The following is an 18,400-nucleotide window of genomic DNA, read 5'->3' as shown; positions in this document are numbered from 1 at the left end:
TCGATCGGGTGACAGTCTGCGGGTTCGCGCGCGTAGGAAGATCCTTGTGCTTCAGCCGGCGTGGTGCCGGTAACTGCCGGGCGGTGACCCGTACTGGCGTTTGAAGGCATGGGTGAAGGTGTACTGCGAGCTGTAGCCGACCTGTTGGGCGATCGTGTTGACGGGGGCGTCGGAGGTGCGCAGGAGCCGGGCCGCGGTGGTCATCCGCCACCATGTCAGGTAGGTGAGCGGTGGCCGGCCGACCAGATGGGTGAACCGCCGGGCGAAGGCGGCGCGGGACAGACGTGCCCGCGCGCCCAACTCCTCGACGGTCCATTGCCGGCCGGGGTCTGCGTGGATGGCGCGGAGGGCGGCGGCGACGGCGGGGTCGTGCAGGGCCGCGGCCCAGCCGGTGGCGGAGTGGCCGGAGACGCGCTGTTCTTCGAACCACGCGCGCAGAATGTAGAGCAGGAGAAGATCCAGCAGGGTGAGCAGGACGGTGTCGGAGCCTGGGCGGGCATCGCTGTCCAGCTCCACGCCGAGGAGTTCGACCGCGGCGCGGAGTTCCCTGTGCCGCCCCACCCGCGTCGGTAGGTGGATGACCTCGGGCAGGTCGTTCAGGAGCGGATGCGGCGCCGATTCGTCCAGGAGGTAGGCGCCGCAGAGCATGACCACCGTCGGCGGCCGGTCGTCGCGGTCGCCATGGTCTCCGGTGAGCGTTGTGGGCGGCTCGCTCACCGGCGTGGACGGTTCGTCGGCCAGGCCGTGTGCGGATCCGCGCGGCAGGAACGCCACGTCGCCCGGCCCGAGCGCGATCGGCTCACCCTGCGACGGGAGAAGCCAGCACGTTCCCTGGAGAACGATGTGGAACCCGGCGGACGGCACCGCCGCGAACCGCTCGGCGAAGGGAGCGGACTTGGTCACCCGGCCCGAGTGGGGTCGGCCGGTACGCGCCGCACTCACCACATCAGACAGAACATCCACGCAGCGAGTGTAACCAAAGACGACTTTGACGAAGACGATGAAGCAAACATTCGAGCGGATCACCCATTCAATCGTCTTGTGTCAGCGCCTTACGGTGCCGGTGGGCCGAGCAACCGCGCGGCTCCATCGTGAGGAGACGACATGAAGATCGCCGTTCATGGCGCGAGCGGATACCAGGGAAAGCTCGTACTCGCCGAACTGGCGCGACGCGACATCGAGATGGTTCTGGCCGGACGTGATCTCGCGCGCCTGGAGGAGGCCGCCTCGGTGGTCGGTCTCCCCGACGCGGAACGACGCGTGGCCGGCACCGGCGACGACGAGGCGCTTGTGAGTGCGTTCCGTGGCTGCGACGGCGTCATCAACTGCGCCGGACCGTTCACCTGGTCAGGTGAGGCCGTGGTCCGCGCCGCGATCGCCGCCGGCTGTCACTACGTCGACACCTCGGGCGAGCAGCTCTACGTCAAGAAGGTCTTCGACACCTTCACCACGGAGGCGGAGAACGCCGGGGTCACCGTCGTACCCGCCGCCACCGACGGCTGCGTCCCGGTAGACCTCGTGGCCCACATCCTGGCCGACCGCCTTGAACCGGTCGAAGAGATCATCACCACCCACGTGATCGTCGGGGGCGGAGGCATGTCGCGCGGCTCGCTGCGCTCGCTGGTCGAAACGATCGACGCCGTCAAGGCGGGAGGCATGACCTACGACGACGGCGACTGGCGCTCCGGCATGCCCGCCCGGCACACCGCGATCAGGCTGCCCGGACAGTCGGAGGCGACCCCGGTCATGGCCTTCCCGGTGCCGGAGGTGGTGACCATTCCCCGTCACATCCGCGTCCGGCATGTCGAGGGCCTGACCGAGGCGGCGTTGGGCGACCGGCTGAACACCCCGCTCACACCGGAGATCATCGAAAGCCTGCCGGAAGGCCCCGATGAGGACAGCCGCCGCACCCAGCGCTTCACCTATGTGCTCGACGCCACCAGCGCCGACGGCCGCCGCGCCCGCGGCATCGTCCAGGGTCCCGACACCTACGGCACGACCGCGGTGATCGCCGTCGAAAGCGCCCGCCGTCTCATCGCCGATCCGGCCAAGCCGGGAGTGCTCGCACCCGCCCAGGCCTACCACCCGACCGCCTTCCTCGACTTTCTCATCCCGCATGGAATCCAGTGGATCATCGAGGACGCGCCGGCAACCTGACAATGAGCCTTCCCGGTGACGATCAGCCACGATGTGTGACGGAAGGGCAGGGAGCGTGGACGCGATGTGGGTCGTGCCGATGAGTTTTGCGCGGATCCGAGGTCTGTACGGCTGGACACACCGACAGCGGTGAGGCCTGCGCGGGAACGTCCCTGCGCGGGCGGAAGCACGTGGAGGCAGTGGTGAGCGTCGACGACTCCAAGCGGGGGCACGACAGCCGGACCGGCGAGCAGGGGACGCGGGGCGGTCCCATGGTGCTGGTGGCGGGGGCGAGTATCGCGGGGCCGGCAGTGGCCCACTGGCTGCGCCGGCGGGGCGCCGCGGTGACCGTGGTGGAGCGGGCTCCCGAGCTGCGTCCCGGCGGGCAGGCGGTGGACGCGCGCGGGGTCGCCAAGGAGGTCATCGGGCGCATGGGGCTGGACGCGGCGGTGCGCGCGGCCCGCACCGACACCGCCGGCGCGTACATCGTGGACGCGGACGGGAACGTGCTGGAGACCCACCGCGCGGACGACCACGGCGGCGACGGGTTCATCGCGGACATCGAGATCCTGCGCGGTGACCTGTCCCGAGTGCTCCACGACGACACCCGGGACGGTGTCGAGTACGTCTTCGGCGACCGGATCGCCAAGCTCAGTCAGGACGCGGACGGGGTCGACGTGGTCTTCGCCGGCGGCGACCGGCGGCGTTTCGACCTGGTGATCGGGGCCGACGGGCTGCACTCGCAGTTGCGAGAGATGGTCTTCGGGCCGCGCGAGCACTTCATCCGCCATCTCGGGCTCATCCTGGCCTTCTACAGCGTGCCCAACGAGTTCGAAGTGGACCGCTGGATGATCGACCGTCAGGAGGCCGGACGGTCGGCCGGTCTGCGGCCCGTCCCGGATCCCACCCGGGCGATGGCCATGTTCTCCTTCCCCGCGGCCGACTTCGACGTCGATCACCGCGACGTCGCGGCGCAGAAGCGCCTGCTGCGCGAGCGGATGGACGGTTTCGGCTGGTTGACCCGGCGCATCCTCGCGCACGTGGACGACACCCCGGACTTCTATCTGGACCAGGTCGCCCAGGTGGTGATGGACCGCTGGTCGAGCGGACGGGTGGGACTGCTCGGGGACGCGGCGTTCTGCGCGTCGCCGATGTCCGGGGCGGGCACCGGGCTGGCCCTGGTCGGCGCCTACCTGCTGGCGGGCGAGCTGGCCGCCAGCGGGTGGGACCCGGAGGCCGGGTTCGCCGGCTACGAGGCTCGGATGCGCTCGTACGTGGAGGCCAACCAGGAGATGGGCCGGTTGCACGTACAGAGCCTCGGGATCACGGGACAGGACGCCGAGCCGAGCCCTGATTTCGCCGGCGAATGGTTCGCCGAACTGATCGGGCGTGCGATCAACGGCGTCGAGCTGCCCGACTACGCAGGGCTGCCGGACCACCGGTGATCCCGTCGGCCAAGCCGTAGGTGTCAGCCCGGCGGAGCCGGCCGTGGGGGATGTGCGAGGCTTGTGCGGTGGACAAACCGTTTCTGACGGTTGCCGTTTTCGTGGTCACCGCCGTACCGAGTCTGCTGCAGTTCGTGATCCCGGGGCTGGAGCCGGCGCTCATGCGGGATCCGGCGGCCATCGCCGGCGGCGAGTGGTGGCGGCTGGGGACGGCGCTGGTCGTGCAGGACGGCGGCGTGCTCGGCACGCTGTTCAACCTGGGCTTTCTCGCTGTGCTCGGGTACGTGGCCGAGCGGGCGCTCGGGCCCGCTCGCTGGGCGGTGCTCTACCTGAGCGGCGCGGTGGTGGGTGAGGCCGCCGGGTTCCTGCTGGACCAGCCGGGTGCGGGGAACTCCGTCGCCCTGTGCGGGCTGGCGGGCGGGCTCGTCCTGGTGGGCGGGGCCGAACGGGTGAGCTACGAACGGGCGCTCGGCGCGTTCTACGCGGTCGTCTCCGGTGCCTGGCTGCCGGCCGCGTCCGGTGACACGTGGGGCTGGGTCGTCACGGTCGTCCTGGTCGTCGCCGCGTCGCAGCTCGTCGCCCGTCGCGAAAGCCTGCCGGGGTGGCTGCCGGTGGCCGTGTTCGGGGTCGCGGCGGTCGTGCTGATGGCGCTGCGTGACCTGCACGGCTTCGCGCTGCTGGGCGGCCTGGCCGTGGGGTGGATCTCGAACGCGAGGTTCCCCTTGCTGCCTGGACGTACCTCGCCCGCGTGAGTTCTCACCCGGAAAAGGGTTTGCGGTGGGGATGCGTGATCGGATAGATCTTGCGGCTGGAAACCCGGCGGCAGGACCGCGGGGCCACGACAGCGAAAGGAGGGATAAGCCGATGATGTCCCAGATCAATGCGCTTGTACCCTCCCGGGGCGCGGACCGAGTCTGACCCCCGGAGCGGACGGGCGCCTTCACCGGAGCGTGCCTTGACCGTAGAACCGCATGACCTGACCATGCGCCCGATCACCGGGCGCGAAGAACTCGACCTTTTCACCCGCCTCCCGTACGTCCTCGACGACGAGCTGGCGGACGACCTCACCGCCGGCCGCCGGCTGCCCGAATGGATGTGGGTGGCGCTGCGTGGCGACCGGCTGGTGGCCAGAGCCGCCTGGTGGTGCCCGACCGGCGACACCGAGCCGTTCCTCCTCGACGTCTTCGATCTGGACGACAGCGACGGGGCCGGCATCGACGCCGGCGCACGGCTGCTGCGTACCGCCATGGCCGAGGTCGTCAAGGAGGGCGCCCGGCCGCCCGAGTACATCCGCATGGTGCCGCCCGACTGGCGCGAGACCCCGGCGGCCAGGCGCGTCGTCGAGGACCGGATGACCGCGCTGGAACGTACGGGCGCCGCCCTGCTCGTCGAGCGGCTGCGCCTGGAGTGGCGGCCCGGCGCCCCCGTGCCCGAGCCGAAGGGGCGCCTGGCGTTCCGGCCCGTCCGCGACACCGAGGAGATGCTCTCCCTGATGACCTCGGTCCTGGACGGGACGCTCGACGTGCACAGCAGGGAGGCGCTGAGCAGGATGTCGCCCCGCGAGGCGGCCGTCGCCCACTACGAGGATGATCTCGCGCACTACCGGAGCCCGCAGGAGTGGTGGCGGGTGGCGACGCTGCCGGACGGCGAGCCGGTGGGGTTCGTAACGCCGGCGCGCAACGACTACAACGCCATCATCGGCTACATCGCTGTGCTGCCCGCGTACCGGGGCAAGGGGTACATCGACGACATCCTCGCCGAAGGCACCCGTATCTTGGCCGCCAAGGACGTCCCGCGCATCCGGGCGGCCACGGACGTGGGCAACGTCCCCATGGCGAACGCCTTCCTGCGTGCCGGATACGTCAACTTCGAGCGGTCGATCAACATGACCTGGTCGTGAGGGCTCAGCCGAGGACGGCCGGCTTGAGCACGGTCTCGCACCACTGACGGAAGCCGGTCGGCGTGCTGCTCTCAGGGGTGCGGGTCACGCCGTGGTCGAGGCCGGCGTCCTTGGCCACGCACATGTCCATGTACGCCTGCGCCATCGGCTCCGACATGCCGAACTCCATCATCCGGTTCTTGATGTCGGCAGGGGAGACCCGCTGGAAACGGATGGGCCGCCGCAGCACCTCGGACATGATCCGGGCCATCTCCTCGGAGGAGAGGTCTTCCGGCCCCAGCACGGGGACCTCTCCGACGCCGGTCCAGGTGTCGTCGAGCAGCAGGCCGGCGGCGACGGCGGCGATGTCCGCGACGGCGCAGGTGGGCGCCTTGACACTGCCGGAGACCGGCATGGTGAACCGGCCCTCGGTCCTGATCAGCTCGGTCTGGCGCAGCAGGTTCTCCATGAACGAGGGCATGGCCAGCGCGCGAAACGCGGCGCCGGTGCTCGCCAGGAGGTCGTCCACGGCGAGCGAGGCGGTGACGAACCCGGCCCGGTCCGCCACGGGCGTGCCCCGGCCGAGCGCCGAGACGTTGACGACCCGCCTGACGCCCTGGTCCTTGACGGCCCGGCTCGCCGGGCGGCTGAACCCGACGAACGCCTCATCGACGCTGGGGCTGCGCGGATCCGCGGGGACCAGCCAGAAGAGGCTGTCCGCCCCGGCGAAGGCCGCGTTCACCACCTCGGGGTCGCCGTGCGTGCCCTCGACCACCTCGACCCGCTCACGGGTGGCGGCCGGCAGGCGTGCGGGGTCGCGCACGATCACGCGGACGGACGCGCCGGCGGCCAGGAGGCGTCCAAGGGTCAGCCGGCCGATCTGGCCGGTGGGAGCGGTGACGACGATCATGATTCACCTCAGTGACGTGCGGGTGAGCGGGGGGAGTGCCCCGCTGATGACGCTCTTCAGTGAACCCGCGGCGGCGGCGGACCTGAAGGACCGATTCGGGCGCCATTGATACTGTGGAGGTATGAGTGATCTGGAGGTCAGGCAGCTCCGCTATTTCGTGGCCGTCGCGGAAGAGCTCCACTTCGGGCGGGCGGCTGAGCGGCTGGGCATGGCGCAGCCTCCGCTGTCGCGGGCGATCCGCGAGCTGGAACGGCAGCTCGGCGTCACGCTGATGGAACGGACGACACGCCGGGTCACCCTCACGCCGGCCGGCGAGACGCTGCTGCGCGACGCCAGGACGGCGCTCGACGCGGTCGCGGCGGCGGCCCGGCGGGCCAGGAACGCGGGGCGGCCTGAGCCCGTGCTGCGGCTGGCGCTGAAGGCCGACTACGACGGCGGGCTGCTGCCGCAGATCATGGCCGCGTACCAGCAGGAGCCGGCCGCCCTTCCGGTGCGGCTAGAGCTCGGCGGGCGGGCCGAGCAGGAGCCGGCCCTGCGCGACGGCCGCGCGGACCTCGCGCTGCTGGTCCGGCCGTTCGACGAACGCGACCTCGACGTCGAGCCGCTGCTGACCGAGTCACGCCTGCTCGCCGTCGCGGCGAACGACCCGCTGGCCGCGCACACCAGCCTGCGCGTGGCCGACCTCGCGGGCCGGGTCCTGCCCGACGGAGCTCCCGCCGACCACGAGGAGTCCGCGCCGCCCAGGAGCGGCCAGGCGCGCAGCCTGGACCTGGCCCAGATCTTCAACCTGATCGAGCTGGGGGACATCGTGTGGTTCGTCCCCGAGTCGATCGCTCGCCTGCATCCCCGTCCCGGGGTCGCCTACCGGAGCGTGAGCGATCTGCCGCCGCTGGAGTTCGCGCTGGCCTGGCCGCAGGAGTCGCGCTCCCCGGCCGTCGCCGCGTTCGTCCGTACGGCCTGCGCGGTCGCCGCCCTGGTGGCGGGACGTCCCGTCGAAGTGCCGGCCCGCTAGCACCGTACGGTGTGACAAAGCAGACATTGATCTCAGGTATGGCATCTGATCGCTTCGGCGCTCTAGCGAGGGAGTGAAGCGAAGGGAAAAGCCATGACCATCCTCGTCGCCTACGACGGCTCGGCCGACGCGCGCGCCGCCATCGAGTTCGCCGCCAAGCATCTCACCGCCGAGCCCACGCTCATCCTCACCGTGTGGGAGCCGCTGCTCGTCCAGCTGAAGAAGTACCCGCTGGCCGCCACCGGCGCGATCGACCCGGACACCGAGCAGGAGGCGCAGGCCCAGGCCGAGCAGCACGCCAAGGAGGGGGCCGAGCTGGCCATCGCGGCGGGGCTGAGCGACGTCACCTACCGGGCGGTGGCCGACAACGAGACGATCTGGAAGACGATCGTGGACGTGGCGGACGAGGTGGGCGCCTCGCTGGTGGTCACGGGGTCGCGCGGGCTGGCCGGAGTGCGCTCGGTGCTGCTCGGCAGCGTCTCCAACCACGTCCTGCACCATGCCCACCGGCCCACGCTCATCGTTCCTCCCGCGAAGGCGTGAAACCTGGTTTACGCGGGCGGGGCTGAGCAGTGCTGCGGCGGGCAGATCCGGGTGTCGAGCCGCCGCGCGCCCGGCCCCTCGTCGCCCAGCCGGTCGTGCGGGTTGGCCACCGGACACAGGTCCAGCGACAGGCAGCCGCAGCCGATGCAGTCGGTGAGGTCGTCGCGCAGCCGCTGCAGCTGCTCGATCCGGTCGTCCAGCTCGCTCCGCCAGGCCGCCGACAGCCTGGCCCAGTCGGCGCGGGTCGGGGTGCGTTCGTCGGGCAGCTCGGCGAGGGCGTCCTTGATGACCTTCAGGGGGATGCCGATGCGCTGGGCCAGCCTGATGAAGGCGACCCTGCGCAGGCTGTCGCGGGAGTAACGGCGCTGGTTGCCGGCCGTGCGCCGGCTGGAGAGCAGCCCCTTGGCCTCGTAGAAGTGCAGGGCGGAGACGGCGACGCCGCTGCGCTCGGCGAGCTGCCCGACCGTCAGCTCCTTGGCGTTCCAGGCCACCTTCGTCGTAGCGGTCATACCTGAAGGTTACTTGAGGGTGCGTTCGAAGAACGTCTCCAGGACGACGATCGTCCGCGTGCCGGTCACGCCGTCCACCTGGAAGACCCGGCGCAGCACGTCCTGCAGCTCGCGGGTGCCGGGCGTGCGGATCTTCAGCAGCAGCGACGCGGGACCCGCGATGACGTGCGCCTCCTCGATCTCCGGGATCGCCGCCAGCTCCGCCGCGCTGTCGCCCATCCACGATCCCCCTTCGATCATCACGTAGGACGTCACCGCCCGCCCCAGCGCCGCCTGGTCCACCTCGATCGTGGTCCGCCTGATCACGCCGCGCTCGCGCAGTTTGCGCACCCGTTCGTGCGCCGCGCCGCCGGACAGCCCCACCGCCTTGCCGAGCACCGCGTACGACCGCGTCGCGTCCTCCTGCAGCAGACCGATCAGCATTCTGTCGATGTCATCCACAGCAGGATGCTATCCGGAGATTCACCGGACAAGCCGAACGCCGTATGGTGTTCGGTATGACGGACACGATCCCCACTGAGTTCGAGGTGCTCGACGAGCGGTTCGCCGGCATCGGCGGAGACGACAAGATCGAGATCCTCCACACCGGCACCCGCTGGGCGGAGGGCCCGGTCTACTTCCCGGCCGGCCGCTTCCTGGTCTGGAGCGACATCCCCAACGAGCGGATGCTGCGCTGGGACGAGATGACCGGCGCCGTGGGCCCGTTCCGGCAGCCGTCCGGCTACACCAACGGCAACACGCTCGACCGCGAAGGCCGGATGATCTCCTGCGAGCAGGGCAACCGGCGCGTCACCCGCACCGAGCACGACGGCTCCATCACGGTCATCGCCGACCGCTGGCAGGGCAAACGGCTCAACAGCCCCAACGACGTGGTGGTCCGCTCCGACGGCTCCATCTGGTTCACCGACCCGCCGTACGGGATCATCAGCAACTACGAGGGCGTCGCCGCCGAGCAGGAGATCGACGGCTGCCATGTCTACCGGGTCGACCCGGTGACCGGGGAGGTGCGCATCGTGGCCGACGACTTCGTCCGGCCCAACGGCCTGGCCTTCTCGCTGGACGAGCGGCGGCTCTACGTCGCCGACACCAGGGCCAGGCACCTGCGGGTGTTCGAGGTGGGCGACGACGGCACGCTGGGCGGCGGCAAGGTGTTCGCCGAGGGCGTCGAGGGCGACAACTTCGACGGCCTGCGGCTCGACGACACCGGCCGGGTCTGGGCCGCGGCCGGCAAGGCGGTGCTCTGCTACGACCCCGACGGCACGCTGATCGGCCGGCTGCGGCTGCCCGAGTTCACCGCCAACCTGGTGTTCGGCGGGCTCAAGCGCAACCGCATGTTCATCACGGCCGCGTCCTCGCTGTACTCCCTCATGACCAACGTCACAGGTGCGCGCCCGGTGTGGGCCGGGCGCTGACACGTCGCTGCCCGCCGCGCCCCTGCGGCGGCGGGCAGACCGTGACGAAAGCGTGGATCACTCCCACCGGAACAGCCGCACGGCCAGCCCGCCGAACACGGCCAGCCCCGCCGCGACCACGACCAGGTGCATGAGCTGCGGCGGCTGCCCCGCCCACGTGTCCTTCAGCGCCTGGGCGAACGGCCCCGCCACCGAATAGTCGCTGATCACCCGCAGCGCGTCGGGCATGATGTCGCGCGGCACCCACATCCCCGCCAGGAACAGCATCGGGAACATCACCGCCGACCCGATCCCCGGCGCGACCTTGCCGTTCGGCGCCAGGGCGGCGATCACCAGGCCCATGGCCAGCAGCGCCGCGGTGCCGAGCAGGAAGACCACGACGAACCACGCCCACTGCCGCGGCGCGGACGAGCCGAAGAACAGCGAGCCTGCCACCATCAGCAGGATCACGTTCAGCACCCCGACGACCAGGTTGATCAGCAGCTGCACCCCCAGCAGCCGCCCTGGATGCACGGGAGTGGTGGACATCCTCCTGAGCACACCCTGCTCACGGTAGGTGGCCATCACCGCGGGCAGGACGCTGCAGGCCAGCGTCAGCAGCGACAGCAGCGCCATCATGCTCGGCAACTGCGTGTCCACGAACCGTTCCCCGTTCTCCCCGACCTTGGTGAAGTCCGGGATGCTTGTCCCCAGCACGATCAGCAGCGCCAGCGGCAGCCCGATCGTGAACATCAGGAACGGCCATTCGCGCAGGTGCAGCTTGGTCTCGACGAGGAGCAGCTTCATGACAGCTTCCTTCCGGTGAGCGCGAGGAACGCGTCGTCCAGGTTGGCCTGCTCGATGCGCAGGTCAGCGGGGACGACCTGGTGGTGGGCCAGGGCCAGGGTGACGGCGGGAGCGAGATTGCCCGAGCCGCTGACCACGATCTGCTCGCCGCTCCTGGTGACCTCACGGACCTCGGGCAGGGCCAGCAGCATGGCGTCGTCCACGGGCGCCGACGGCCTGAACCGCACCCGCTGATCGCCGCCCACCTGCGCGATGAGCCCAGCGGGAGTGTCGGTGGCGACGACCTTGCCCGCGTCGATGAGCGCGATCCGGTCGCAGAGGCGCTCGGCCTCCTCCATGAAGTGGGTGACGAGCACGATGGTGACGCCCGACTCGCGTACCTGCTCGATCAGCTCCCACGTGTCCCGGCGCGCCTGGGGATCGAGCCCGGTGGTCAGCTCGTCGAGCACGGCCACGCGCGGCTGTCCCACCAGCGCGAGCGCCACCGACAGGCGCTGCCGCTGCCCGCCGGACAGGCTCTTGAACGCGGTGTCGCGCTTGGCGTCCAGGCCGACCCTGGCCATGAGGTCCCGCCAGTTCGCGGGGTCGGGGTAGAAGGAGGCGTACAGGTCCAGGGCCTCCCACACCTTGATCTTCTCCGGCAGCGCCGCGCTCTGCAGCTGCATGCCCAGCACGTGACGCAGCTCGGCGCGCTGCGTGCGCGGCTCCAGGCCGGCCACCCGTACGGTGCCGCCGTCATGGGGCCGCACGCCGGCCACGCACTCCACGGTGGTGGTCTTGCCGGCGCCGTTCGGGCCGAGAATGCCGAAGATCTCACCCTCGGCCACCTCGAACGACACGTCGTCCACCGCGAGGTGCTCCGGGTACTGCTTGCGCAGGTTCTCGACTTCGATGATTTTCATGCCTTCGACGCTAGGAACGCGGCGTTCACCGGGGAATCTGGGTGGATGCCGGGCAAGGGTGTACTTAGGTGCAGTGACGGCGAAGTGCCGGTGGCGCAGACTGGTGACATGCTTCAGAGGCTCGGTCGCACCGCGACGCTGCTCGCGTTGACGCTGGTGCAGGTGCCCGTGCTGGTCGTGGCCGTGGTCATGCTGCTGCTGTCCTTCGCCCTCGGCATGGTGTTCCTGTTCCCGCCGCAGGCGATCATGGTGCGGCGGCTGGCGGAGCTCAACCGGCGGCTCGTCCGGCGGTGGACGGGGATCGACATCCCGTCGCCCTACCTGCCGGCGCCCGCCCCGCCGGTCCCGCAGCCGGACGGCATGTACCGCTCGGAGCGCACGCTCTACAAGACCCCCCGCGTGCCCGCGTGGAACAACCGGTGGAAGTGGCTGGTCAGCGATCCCGCGACCTGGCGCGACGAGCTCTGGCTGCTGCTCGACCCGCCAGTGAAGATCGCGCTCGTGCCGCTGTTCGTGCTGCTCTCCGAACGCGGCCTGCGCGTGTACGGCCTGTGGAGCGAGCTGCTGCTCGCCCCCACCGCCGCCAGCCGCCTGGCCGGGCAGGTGAGCCACCTGCAGCGCACCCGCAACCTGGCCGCCGACTCGCAGGCCGCCGAGATGCGCAGGATCGAGCGGGACCTGCACGACGGCACGCAGGCCAGGCTCGTCGCCATCGGCATGACGCTCGGCGCGGTCGAGCAGCTCGTCGACGACGACCCGAAGGCGGCCAAGGCGCTGCTGGCCAAGGCGCGGGACGCCTCCTCCGAGACGCTCGCGGAGCTGCGCCGGGTCATCCGCGGCATCCATCCTCCCGTGCTGGCCGAGCGCGGGCTGGCCGACGCCATCCGGGCCCTGGCCATGGACAGCGTCATGCAGGTCACCGTGGACGTGGAGCTGGAGCACCGGCCGGAGGCGCCGGTGGAGGCGGCCGTCTACTTCGCGGTCAGCGAGCTGCTGTCGAACGCCGCCCGGCACGGCGACGCGCGCAGGGCGTCCGTGGACATCAGCGGCAACGGCCCCGACCTGCGCGTCACGGTCACCGACGACGGCCTCGGCGGCGCCGACCCGGCCAAGGGCAGCGGTCTGTCCGGCATCGAACGGCGGCTGGCCGCCTTCGACGGCATCCTCGCCCTGAACAGCCCGCCCGGCGGGCCCACGACCGTGACCATGGTGCTGCCCAACGTGCTGCCCGGCCACTGGGCGGGCAACCTGCGCGGGCTGCCGCGCTGGAAGACGATCACGCTCGTGGTCCTCTGGGCCACCGCCTGGTGCCCCACGTTCCCGCAGGGCATCGTGGCCGGCGCCTTCAAGGCGTTCGGGATCGACGAGAAGGCCTGGTTCCTGGCCCTGCACCTGCCCGAGCCGTGGCAGTGGCCGGTTATCATCGCCATGACCCTGATCGGCCTCCTCATGCACGTCATGGCCATCCGCATCCCCGCCACGCACGACCGGGAGCGGTTCATGGAAGAAGCATCCCCGTTGAAGCCCTGGTGCTGATGAATCGCGTACTGATCGCCGAAGACCTCTACCTGCTCAGAGACGGCCTGGTCCACCTGCTCCAGGCCCACGGCTTCACCGTCGTGGCCGCCGTGGAGAGCGGGCCCGAGCTGCTGAAGGGGCTGCTCGAGCTGCGTCCCGACGTTTCGATCGTGGACGTGCGGCTGCCGCCCACCTTCACCGACGAGGGGCTGCAGGCCGCGCTCGCGGCCAGGCAGCAGCTTCCTGGGCTGCCCGTCCTCGTGCTGTCCCAGCACGTCGAGCAGCTCTACGCCCGCGAGCTGCTGGCCGACGGCTCGGGCGCGATCGGCTACCTGCTCAAGGACCGCGTCTTCAACGCCGAGCAGTTCATCGACGCCGTACGCAGGGTCGCCGCGGGCGGCACGGCCATGGACCCCGAGGTGATCGCCAAGCTGCTGGCCAGGAACGCCAGGCACGAGCCGCTGGCCGCGCTCACGCCGCGCGAGCGCGAGGTGCTGGAGGCCATGGCCGAGGGCCGCTCCAACGCCGCCATCTCCCAGCGCCTCTACCTGAGCGAGAGCGCCGTGGCCAAGCACACGGCCTCCATCTTCGCCAAGCTCGGCCTGGCCCCTTCCGACGACGACAACCGCCGCGTCCTGGCCGTCCTGGCCTACCTCAACAGCCGCTGATCGCCCCTGGGACGAGGCGCACCGACTTGTCGGTGGCACCGGCTATTTTCATAGAGGCATGGCGCGACGAAGAGGTGGTATCAGGTGAAAATCCGGGTTAACCGCGATGTTCTGGCAGATGCGGTGGCATGGGCTGCCCGAGTCCTGCCCAGCCGCCCCGTGGTGCCCGTCCTGTCCGGGCTGTTGCTTGAGGCGGGCGAGGACCTGACGCTGTCCGCGTTCGACTACGACGTCTCCGCACGGGCCACGATCGAGGCCGACGTGGCCGAGGAGGGCCGCGTGCTGATCCCAGGCCGCCTGCTGGCCGAGATCAGCCGCAGCCTGCCCGCCGAAGACGTCGAGATCACCACAGACGGCCAGGAAGCGGTCCTGACCTGTGGCACCGCCGAGTTCGGGCTGATCACGATGCCGGTCGAAGACTTCCCGACGCTGCCCGCCATGCCGCCGAGCATCGGCGCGATCGGCGGCGGCGTGTTCGCCTCCGCCGTCGGCCAGGTGGCGCCCGCGGCCAGCCGCGACGACACGCTGCCCATGCTCACCGGCATCAGGATCGACATCGAGGGCGAGGCGGTGGCGATGGCGGCCACCGACCGCTACCGCATCGCGGCCCGCGACTTCGCCTGGCGTCCGGCCGGCCCCGACGTCGCCGTCTCCGCCATGGTGCCCGCTCGCGTGCTCGTCGAGGTGGCCAAGTCGCTGCGGGGCGGCGAGGTCTCGGTCGCGATGGGCGACGGGGTGGCCGGGTTCGAGAGCGTGGGGCGCAGCACGACCGTGCGGCTGCTCGACGAGCAGTTCATCGACTACCGGGCCAGGCTGATCTCCGACTGGTCCATCAGGGCCGACGTGGCGGTGGGGCCGTTCGTGGGCGCGATCAAGCGGGTGGCGCTGGTGGCCGAGCGCAACACCGCGATCCGGCTGTCGTTCAGCCAGGGCCAGGTGTTGATCCAGGCCGGCGGCGGCGACATCGGGCGCGGCGCCGAGGTGGTGCCGTGCGAGCTGCGCGGCGACGACATCCAGATCGCCTTCCAGTCGCAGTTCCTGCTCGACGGGCTGACGGGGATCGAGAGCGAGCTGGCCAGGATCAACCTGGAGTCGCCCACCCGGCCGGCCCTCATCCAGGACGTGCCGGGCGACGCCGAGCCCGCCTTCCGCTACCTGGTCATGTCGCTGCGCCAGTCCTGAGGACGCGCGGCGGGGGGTGTGGCGGGCGGTGTGCTTATCGTTTGGCGGGTTCGCCGTCTGGTGCGCGTTCGCCTGTCTGGAGCTCGGTGACCAGCCGGAACACCCGCTTGAACTCGGCGTACGCCGCCTCGCCCACGACCCGGGCATGCCCGGACTCCAGCTCGGCGAGGATGGCGTCCGACTTGGCGATGTGATCGCGCCCCTTGGCGGTGGGCACGATCAGCTTGGCCCGCCGATCGCCGGGGGCGGGCCGCCGTTCCACGTAACCAAGCTCGACCAGCTCGTCCACCAGCGTGCCGATCACCTGCTTGTGCCGGCCCGACCACGCGGCCAGGTCGGTGGCCCTGCTGCCCTCTTCGTCGAGATAGGCCAGCACGGCGCCGTGACGCGGCCGGACATCGGGATGCCCCTGCTCGGCGAGCTTGGCGAACAGCTCGCGCTGCAGGCTGAACAGGGTCCGGCCGGAGAGCACGCCGAGGTCGGGGTCCTCCTGCCTGCGCACCACGCACCCCCTCGATGGATCTCGGTGTGGTGACGCCGCGGCCCCCGGTCCTTAAGGACAGAGGGCTGGGGGTCAGGCTTCGGTGAGGGCGATGAGGATGTGCTCCATGCAGGCGTGCCCGGCCCGCTCCGCCGCCGCCGCGTCGCCGGCCGCGATGGCCCTGGCGATGGCGTCGTGCGGGATGTAGCTGCTGTTGAGCGACGTGCCGGCCGCCGTGATGCTGGCCCGCAGCGCGGCCGAGAAGTCCTCGAACAGGTCGATCAGCACGAGGTTGTGCGTGGCGTGCGCGACGGCCATGTGGAAGGCCAGGTCGGCCTCGACGAAGAAGTCGGGGTCGTCCAGCTCCCAGGCCCGGTCGCGCTCGGCCAGCGCCGCCTCGATGCGCTTGATGTCGTCGTCCGTGCGCCTGGTGGCGGCCAGGCGCGCGGACTCGACTTCGAGCGCGCGACGCACTTCGAGGATCTCCAGCTGCTCCGCCTGGCGCAGCCGCCGCAGCATCGCGCCGGACAGCTCGCTGGTCGCCCGGACGTAGGTGCCGTCGCCCTGGCGACACTCGAGCAGCCCGGCGTGCGTGAGCGCGCGTACGGCCTCACGAACGGTGTTACGTCCCACTCCGAGTTGCTCGGCGAGCACCGTCTCGGTGGGAATCTTGCCGTTCATCGGCCACGACCCTGACGTGATCTGCTCTTTGAGCTGATCGATGACCTGGTCGACGAGCGAAGCCCGCTGCGCCGTACGCAGACTCACAGTCCGCCTCCTCCGGGAAACCAATCATCCTATGAGTCAATGACTGGTCGACCCTAATTATTCCAGACTCAAAAGGCCAAATCTGGAGCTCCCGGAGGATCAGCTGGAGACTGTCGCGTCAACCGTCACCCCCGCCATGGCGGAGCGAACTCCGGCAGCTTCGAGGGCCTTACGATATGCGGCGGTCTGCTGTGCTCGGTCACCGGCCCTGCCGTAGAGGTCGCCCAGCTCACGCCAGCAACGAGCGGCCTGACGGTCGGAGCCGAACACCGGACGGTCGAGCCCGGCGAGCAGCTCGTGCGCGTTGCGCAGATGGGTCGAGGCGTCGCCCTCCTGCTCCAGCACCACGGTCGCCAGCACGAGGTGGGCCTCGGCGGGAGTCGTGCCCGGGTGGTCCTGAGAGACGCCCAGAGCCACCACGGCCAGCTCGGCCGCGCTCGCGGGGTCGCCGGCGCGCAGCTTGACCCGCGCGTGCACGATGAGGCTCTCGCCGTGCTCGCGCGCGGTCGAGGGGAACACGCCGAACGCCTTGACCGCGCCCGCGACGAGCCGCTCGGCCTCGTCGATCGGGGCCGAGGCCATCCGGGCCCAGTGCATGGCCGTACGGGCCAGCTGCAGCGCGAGCCGGGTCTGGCGGCCCGCCGTGATCGCGTCGTCGGCCAGGCGCACGGCCAGGGCGGAGTCCTCGCCCGCGGCCGCGGCGGCACTGGCGTGCCACAGCGCCTTGATCTCCCCGGAACGGTCCACAACTTCAGGAGAGCCGCTCATGTCCAGGACGTGCTTGACGTAGGTCAGCTCGGGGGAGTCGCTCTCGCGCTCGCCGCGCGCCTCGACCAGCGCACCGGCCAGGTCGGTGGCGAGCTCGCCCTGTGTGATGGAAAGCCGCTCGGCGTGCGCCAATGCGGCGCTCGCCAGGTCGCGCGCCCGCAGCCGGTCGCCCGCCCGCTGGTAGCAGCGGCTCAGCGCGATCGTCAGCGGAAGGTCGGCCAGCCGCTCGGGGTGAGCCGCGGCCTCCCTGCGCAGCCGCTCGAAGGCCTCCACGGCCTGGCCGAGCCGGCCCTGCGCCTCCAGTGCGCGCGCCCTGCCGAACCGCGCCTGCGCGGTCAGCATGGCGTTCTCCTCGTCGGCTGCCTTCACGATCTCCGTGAAGCGGTCGGCGGCCACGGACGGGTCACCGTGCTGCAGCTCCAGCTCGGCGTGACGCAATCCGAGCTCCGTGTCGATGCGCTGGCGAGGTTCGATCCCGTGAAGGAGGAACTCCGTCGTGCATCCGAGCCGCTCGGCCAGGAGTCTGGCCACAACAGGAGTCGGCGTGCGCTTACCCGACTCAATGAGCGAGACATAACTGTCAGACAGGTCGGGTCCGGCCAGCTGGGCCTGGGACATCCGCCTGTTCAGCCGCAATCCGCGGACGCGGTCACCGATGGTTCCCTGACTCGGCATCTCATCTCTCAAGGCGGGGAAGGGTCAACAACACGCAATGATTGCATGAAGTAGCCGAATCTGGTATCCCCGCGTGAAGAATTTGCCACGCTGTGATTAATCGTCGCTGTCGTCCTTGCTGGGGAAAAGCATCTGACAGACCTCGAGGTACAGGGTTTCCGGATACGGAATGTACTCGACCGTTGACAGAGCCTGATCCTGGCCGGCCGACTCGAGGATGAACTCACCGTAGCCGAGCATGCGTCCGAGCAGAGATCTTTGGAAGCTCATGTCGGTGACCTTGCCCAAGGGCATCATCGCGACCTTGCGCGTGATGAGACCCGTGGTGAGCAACATCCGCTTCGACGTCACCACAAAGTAATCGACCGACCACTCCGCGACTTTCCAGACGAAACGGATGAGAAGCAGGAGCCACAGCCACCAGACGACCACGAGCGCCGTGCCGCCCGCCTCGCCGCCGCCGAAGAACCTGCTGAGCAGTCCGGCGATGATGAGACCGCCGAGCACTTCGGCGACGGGACGCAGCAGAATGGCAGGGTGCCGTCGCACCATGATGACCTGTTGTTCGTGGGGGAGGAGGTAGCGGTTGACCGACGATGGAGCTGAGTCCCCGTGGGTCACAAGTCTCATGAGAGGCTGTTCACAAATTGAGCCAGAGAGTCGGCTGCGTTGAACACCGTGTCGAACGCTCCTCTCACCGCGTCCGCGGCGTCAGCTGGTCGCGCGAACAGGTAGTACGCAACAAATGCGATACCACCGTATGTGAGGACCTTTTTGACCTGCACCGTCGCCTCCGTGCCACTTAC

The 18,400-nt window shown here is 70.2% G+C and carries 20 protein-coding genes; 10 read left to right on the top strand and 10 right to left on the bottom strand.

Features of this window, described 5'->3' with window-relative positions; translation table 11 throughout:
• Nucleotides 1-51 precede the first annotated feature (51 nt).
• Nucleotides 52-963 carry an AraC family transcriptional regulator gene (locus ABFX54_RS04920; RefSeq protein WP_346101718.1) on the bottom strand — a complete coding sequence of 304 codons (912 nt, stop codon included), beginning with the start codon at nucleotides 961-963 and terminating at the stop codon, nucleotides 52-54.
• A 141-nt stretch (nucleotides 964-1,104) separates the two neighbouring features.
• Here ABFX54_RS04920 and ABFX54_RS04915 point away from each other — a divergent pair, with 141 nt between their 5' ends.
• The 4 genes from ABFX54_RS04915 to ABFX54_RS04900 all read left to right on the top strand — a co-directional run bounded on the left by ABFX54_RS04915 (nucleotide 1,105) and on the right by ABFX54_RS04900 (nucleotide 5,481).
• Nucleotides 1,105-2,157 carry a saccharopine dehydrogenase family protein gene (locus ABFX54_RS04915; RefSeq protein WP_346101716.1) on the top strand — a complete coding sequence of 351 codons (1,053 nt, stop codon included), beginning with the start codon at nucleotides 1,105-1,107 and terminating at the stop codon, nucleotides 2,155-2,157.
• Nucleotides 2,158-2,339: 182 nt separating this feature from the next.
• The gene (locus ABFX54_RS04910) at nucleotides 2,340-3,581 is read left to right on the top strand and encodes an FAD-dependent monooxygenase (RefSeq protein WP_346101714.1); all 1,242 of its coding nucleotides are present in this window, start codon (nucleotides 2,340-2,342) and stop codon (nucleotides 3,579-3,581) included.
• A gap of 68 nt (nucleotides 3,582-3,649) precedes the next feature.
• Nucleotides 3,650-4,333 (top strand): rhomboid family intramembrane serine protease, encoded by a 684-nt coding sequence (locus tag ABFX54_RS04905; RefSeq protein ID WP_346101712.1) that lies wholly within the window; start codon nucleotides 3,650-3,652, stop codon nucleotides 4,331-4,333.
• A gap of 203 nt (nucleotides 4,334-4,536) precedes the next feature.
• Nucleotides 4,537-5,481, top strand: coding sequence for a GNAT family N-acetyltransferase (locus ABFX54_RS04900; protein WP_346101710.1), 945 nt, complete (start codon nucleotides 4,537-4,539; stop codon nucleotides 5,479-5,481).
• A gap of 4 nt (nucleotides 5,482-5,485) precedes the next feature.
• Here the strand turns inward: ABFX54_RS04900 and ABFX54_RS04895 are convergent, their stop codons facing one another.
• Complete coding sequence (locus ABFX54_RS04895; RefSeq protein ID WP_346101709.1) at nucleotides 5,486-6,370, bottom strand: NAD(P)H-binding protein; 885 nt, start codon at nucleotides 6,368-6,370, stop codon at nucleotides 5,486-5,488.
• Nucleotides 6,371-6,491: 121 nt separating this feature from the next.
• On the opposite strand from ABFX54_RS04895, the gene ABFX54_RS04890 reads away from it, so the two are divergent.
• A complete protein-coding gene (locus ABFX54_RS04890) occupies nucleotides 6,492-7,382 on the top strand; it encodes a LysR family transcriptional regulator (protein WP_346101707.1) in 891 nt (296 codons plus the stop codon).
• A gap of 93 nt (nucleotides 7,383-7,475) precedes the next feature.
• Entirely contained in the window at nucleotides 7,476-7,925 is a 450-nt protein-coding gene (locus ABFX54_RS04885) for a universal stress protein (RefSeq protein ID WP_346101705.1), read from the top strand.
• A gap of 8 nt (nucleotides 7,926-7,933) precedes the next feature.
• On the opposite strand, the gene soxR is transcribed toward ABFX54_RS04885, so the two are convergent.
• Both soxR and ABFX54_RS04875 read right to left on the bottom strand, forming a co-directional pair.
• Nucleotides 7,934-8,434, bottom strand: a complete 501-nt coding sequence (soxR, locus tag ABFX54_RS04880; protein WP_346101703.1) for a redox-sensitive transcriptional activator SoxR — start codon at nucleotides 8,432-8,434, stop codon at nucleotides 7,934-7,936.
• A 9-nt stretch (nucleotides 8,435-8,443) separates the two neighbouring features.
• Nucleotides 8,444-8,875: an Lrp/AsnC family transcriptional regulator gene (locus tag ABFX54_RS04875; protein ID WP_346101702.1), complete on the bottom strand. Its 432-nt coding sequence runs from the start codon at nucleotides 8,873-8,875 to the stop codon at nucleotides 8,444-8,446.
• 56 nt (nucleotides 8,876-8,931) lie between these two features.
• On the opposite strand from ABFX54_RS04875, the gene ABFX54_RS04870 reads away from it, so the two are divergent.
• Nucleotides 8,932-9,846, top strand: coding sequence for an SMP-30/gluconolactonase/LRE family protein (locus tag ABFX54_RS04870; protein WP_346101700.1), 915 nt, complete (start codon nucleotides 8,932-8,934; stop codon nucleotides 9,844-9,846).
• Between the two features lie 57 nt (nucleotides 9,847-9,903).
• On the opposite strand, the gene ABFX54_RS04865 is transcribed toward ABFX54_RS04870, so the two are convergent.
• Together ABFX54_RS04865 and ABFX54_RS04860 are read right to left on the bottom strand one after the other, a co-directional pair.
• Complete coding sequence (locus ABFX54_RS04865) at nucleotides 9,904-10,632, bottom strand: ABC transporter permease (protein WP_346101698.1); 729 nt, start codon at nucleotides 10,630-10,632, stop codon at nucleotides 9,904-9,906.
• On the bottom strand, nucleotides 10,629-11,534 hold the full coding sequence (locus tag ABFX54_RS04860; protein WP_346101696.1) for an ABC transporter ATP-binding protein: 906 nt from the start codon (nucleotides 11,532-11,534) through the stop codon (nucleotides 10,629-10,631). Before ABFX54_RS04860 ends, ABFX54_RS04865 begins: the two co-directional genes overlap by 4 nt.
• Nucleotides 11,535-11,642: 108 nt before the next feature.
• Here ABFX54_RS04860 and ABFX54_RS04855 point away from each other — a divergent pair, with 108 nt between their 5' ends.
• The 3 genes from ABFX54_RS04855 to dnaN all read left to right on the top strand — a co-directional run bounded on the left by ABFX54_RS04855 (nucleotide 11,643) and on the right by dnaN (nucleotide 14,902).
• Entirely contained in the window at nucleotides 11,643-13,070 is a 1,428-nt protein-coding gene (locus ABFX54_RS04855) for a sensor histidine kinase (protein WP_346101695.1), read from the top strand.
• Nucleotides 13,070-13,720, top strand: coding sequence for a response regulator transcription factor (locus ABFX54_RS04850; RefSeq protein WP_346101693.1), 651 nt, complete (start codon nucleotides 13,070-13,072; stop codon nucleotides 13,718-13,720). Before ABFX54_RS04855 ends, ABFX54_RS04850 begins: the two co-directional genes overlap by 1 nt.
• Before the next feature lie 84 nt (nucleotides 13,721-13,804).
• On the top strand, nucleotides 13,805-14,902 hold the full coding sequence (dnaN, locus tag ABFX54_RS04845; protein ID WP_346101691.1) for a DNA polymerase III subunit beta: 1,098 nt from the start codon (nucleotides 13,805-13,807) through the stop codon (nucleotides 14,900-14,902).
• Nucleotides 14,903-14,936: 34 nt separating this feature from the next.
• Here dnaN and ABFX54_RS04840 read toward each other — a convergent pair whose 3' ends face one another.
• The 4 genes from ABFX54_RS04840 to ABFX54_RS04825 all read right to left on the bottom strand — a co-directional run bounded on the left by ABFX54_RS04840 (nucleotide 14,937) and on the right by ABFX54_RS04825 (nucleotide 18,224).
• Nucleotides 14,937-15,404 carry a MarR family winged helix-turn-helix transcriptional regulator gene (locus ABFX54_RS04840; RefSeq protein ID WP_346101689.1) on the bottom strand — a complete coding sequence of 156 codons (468 nt, stop codon included), beginning with the start codon at nucleotides 15,402-15,404 and terminating at the stop codon, nucleotides 14,937-14,939.
• Between the two features lie 72 nt (nucleotides 15,405-15,476).
• Nucleotides 15,477-16,151: a FadR/GntR family transcriptional regulator gene (locus ABFX54_RS04835; RefSeq protein WP_346101687.1), complete on the bottom strand. Its 675-nt coding sequence runs from the start codon at nucleotides 16,149-16,151 to the stop codon at nucleotides 15,477-15,479.
• Nucleotides 16,152-16,250: 99 nt separating this feature from the next.
• Nucleotides 16,251-17,594, bottom strand: coding sequence for a helix-turn-helix domain-containing protein (locus tag ABFX54_RS04830; RefSeq protein ID WP_346101685.1), 1,344 nt, complete (start codon nucleotides 17,592-17,594; stop codon nucleotides 16,251-16,253).
• A 96-nt stretch (nucleotides 17,595-17,690) separates the two neighbouring features.
• Entirely contained in the window at nucleotides 17,691-18,224 is a 534-nt protein-coding gene (locus tag ABFX54_RS04825; protein ID WP_346101683.1) for a PH domain-containing protein, read from the bottom strand.
• Nucleotides 18,225-18,400 lie beyond the last annotated feature (176 nt).

The sequence above is a fragment of the Nonomuraea maheshkhaliensis genome, assembly GCF_039529435.1.
Lineage (GTDB): Bacteria > Actinomycetota > Actinomycetes > Streptosporangiales > Streptosporangiaceae > Nonomuraea > Nonomuraea maheshkhaliensis.
Note: the sequence above shows the minus strand (reverse complement) of the source record. Positions and strands in the feature narration are given on the sequence as shown.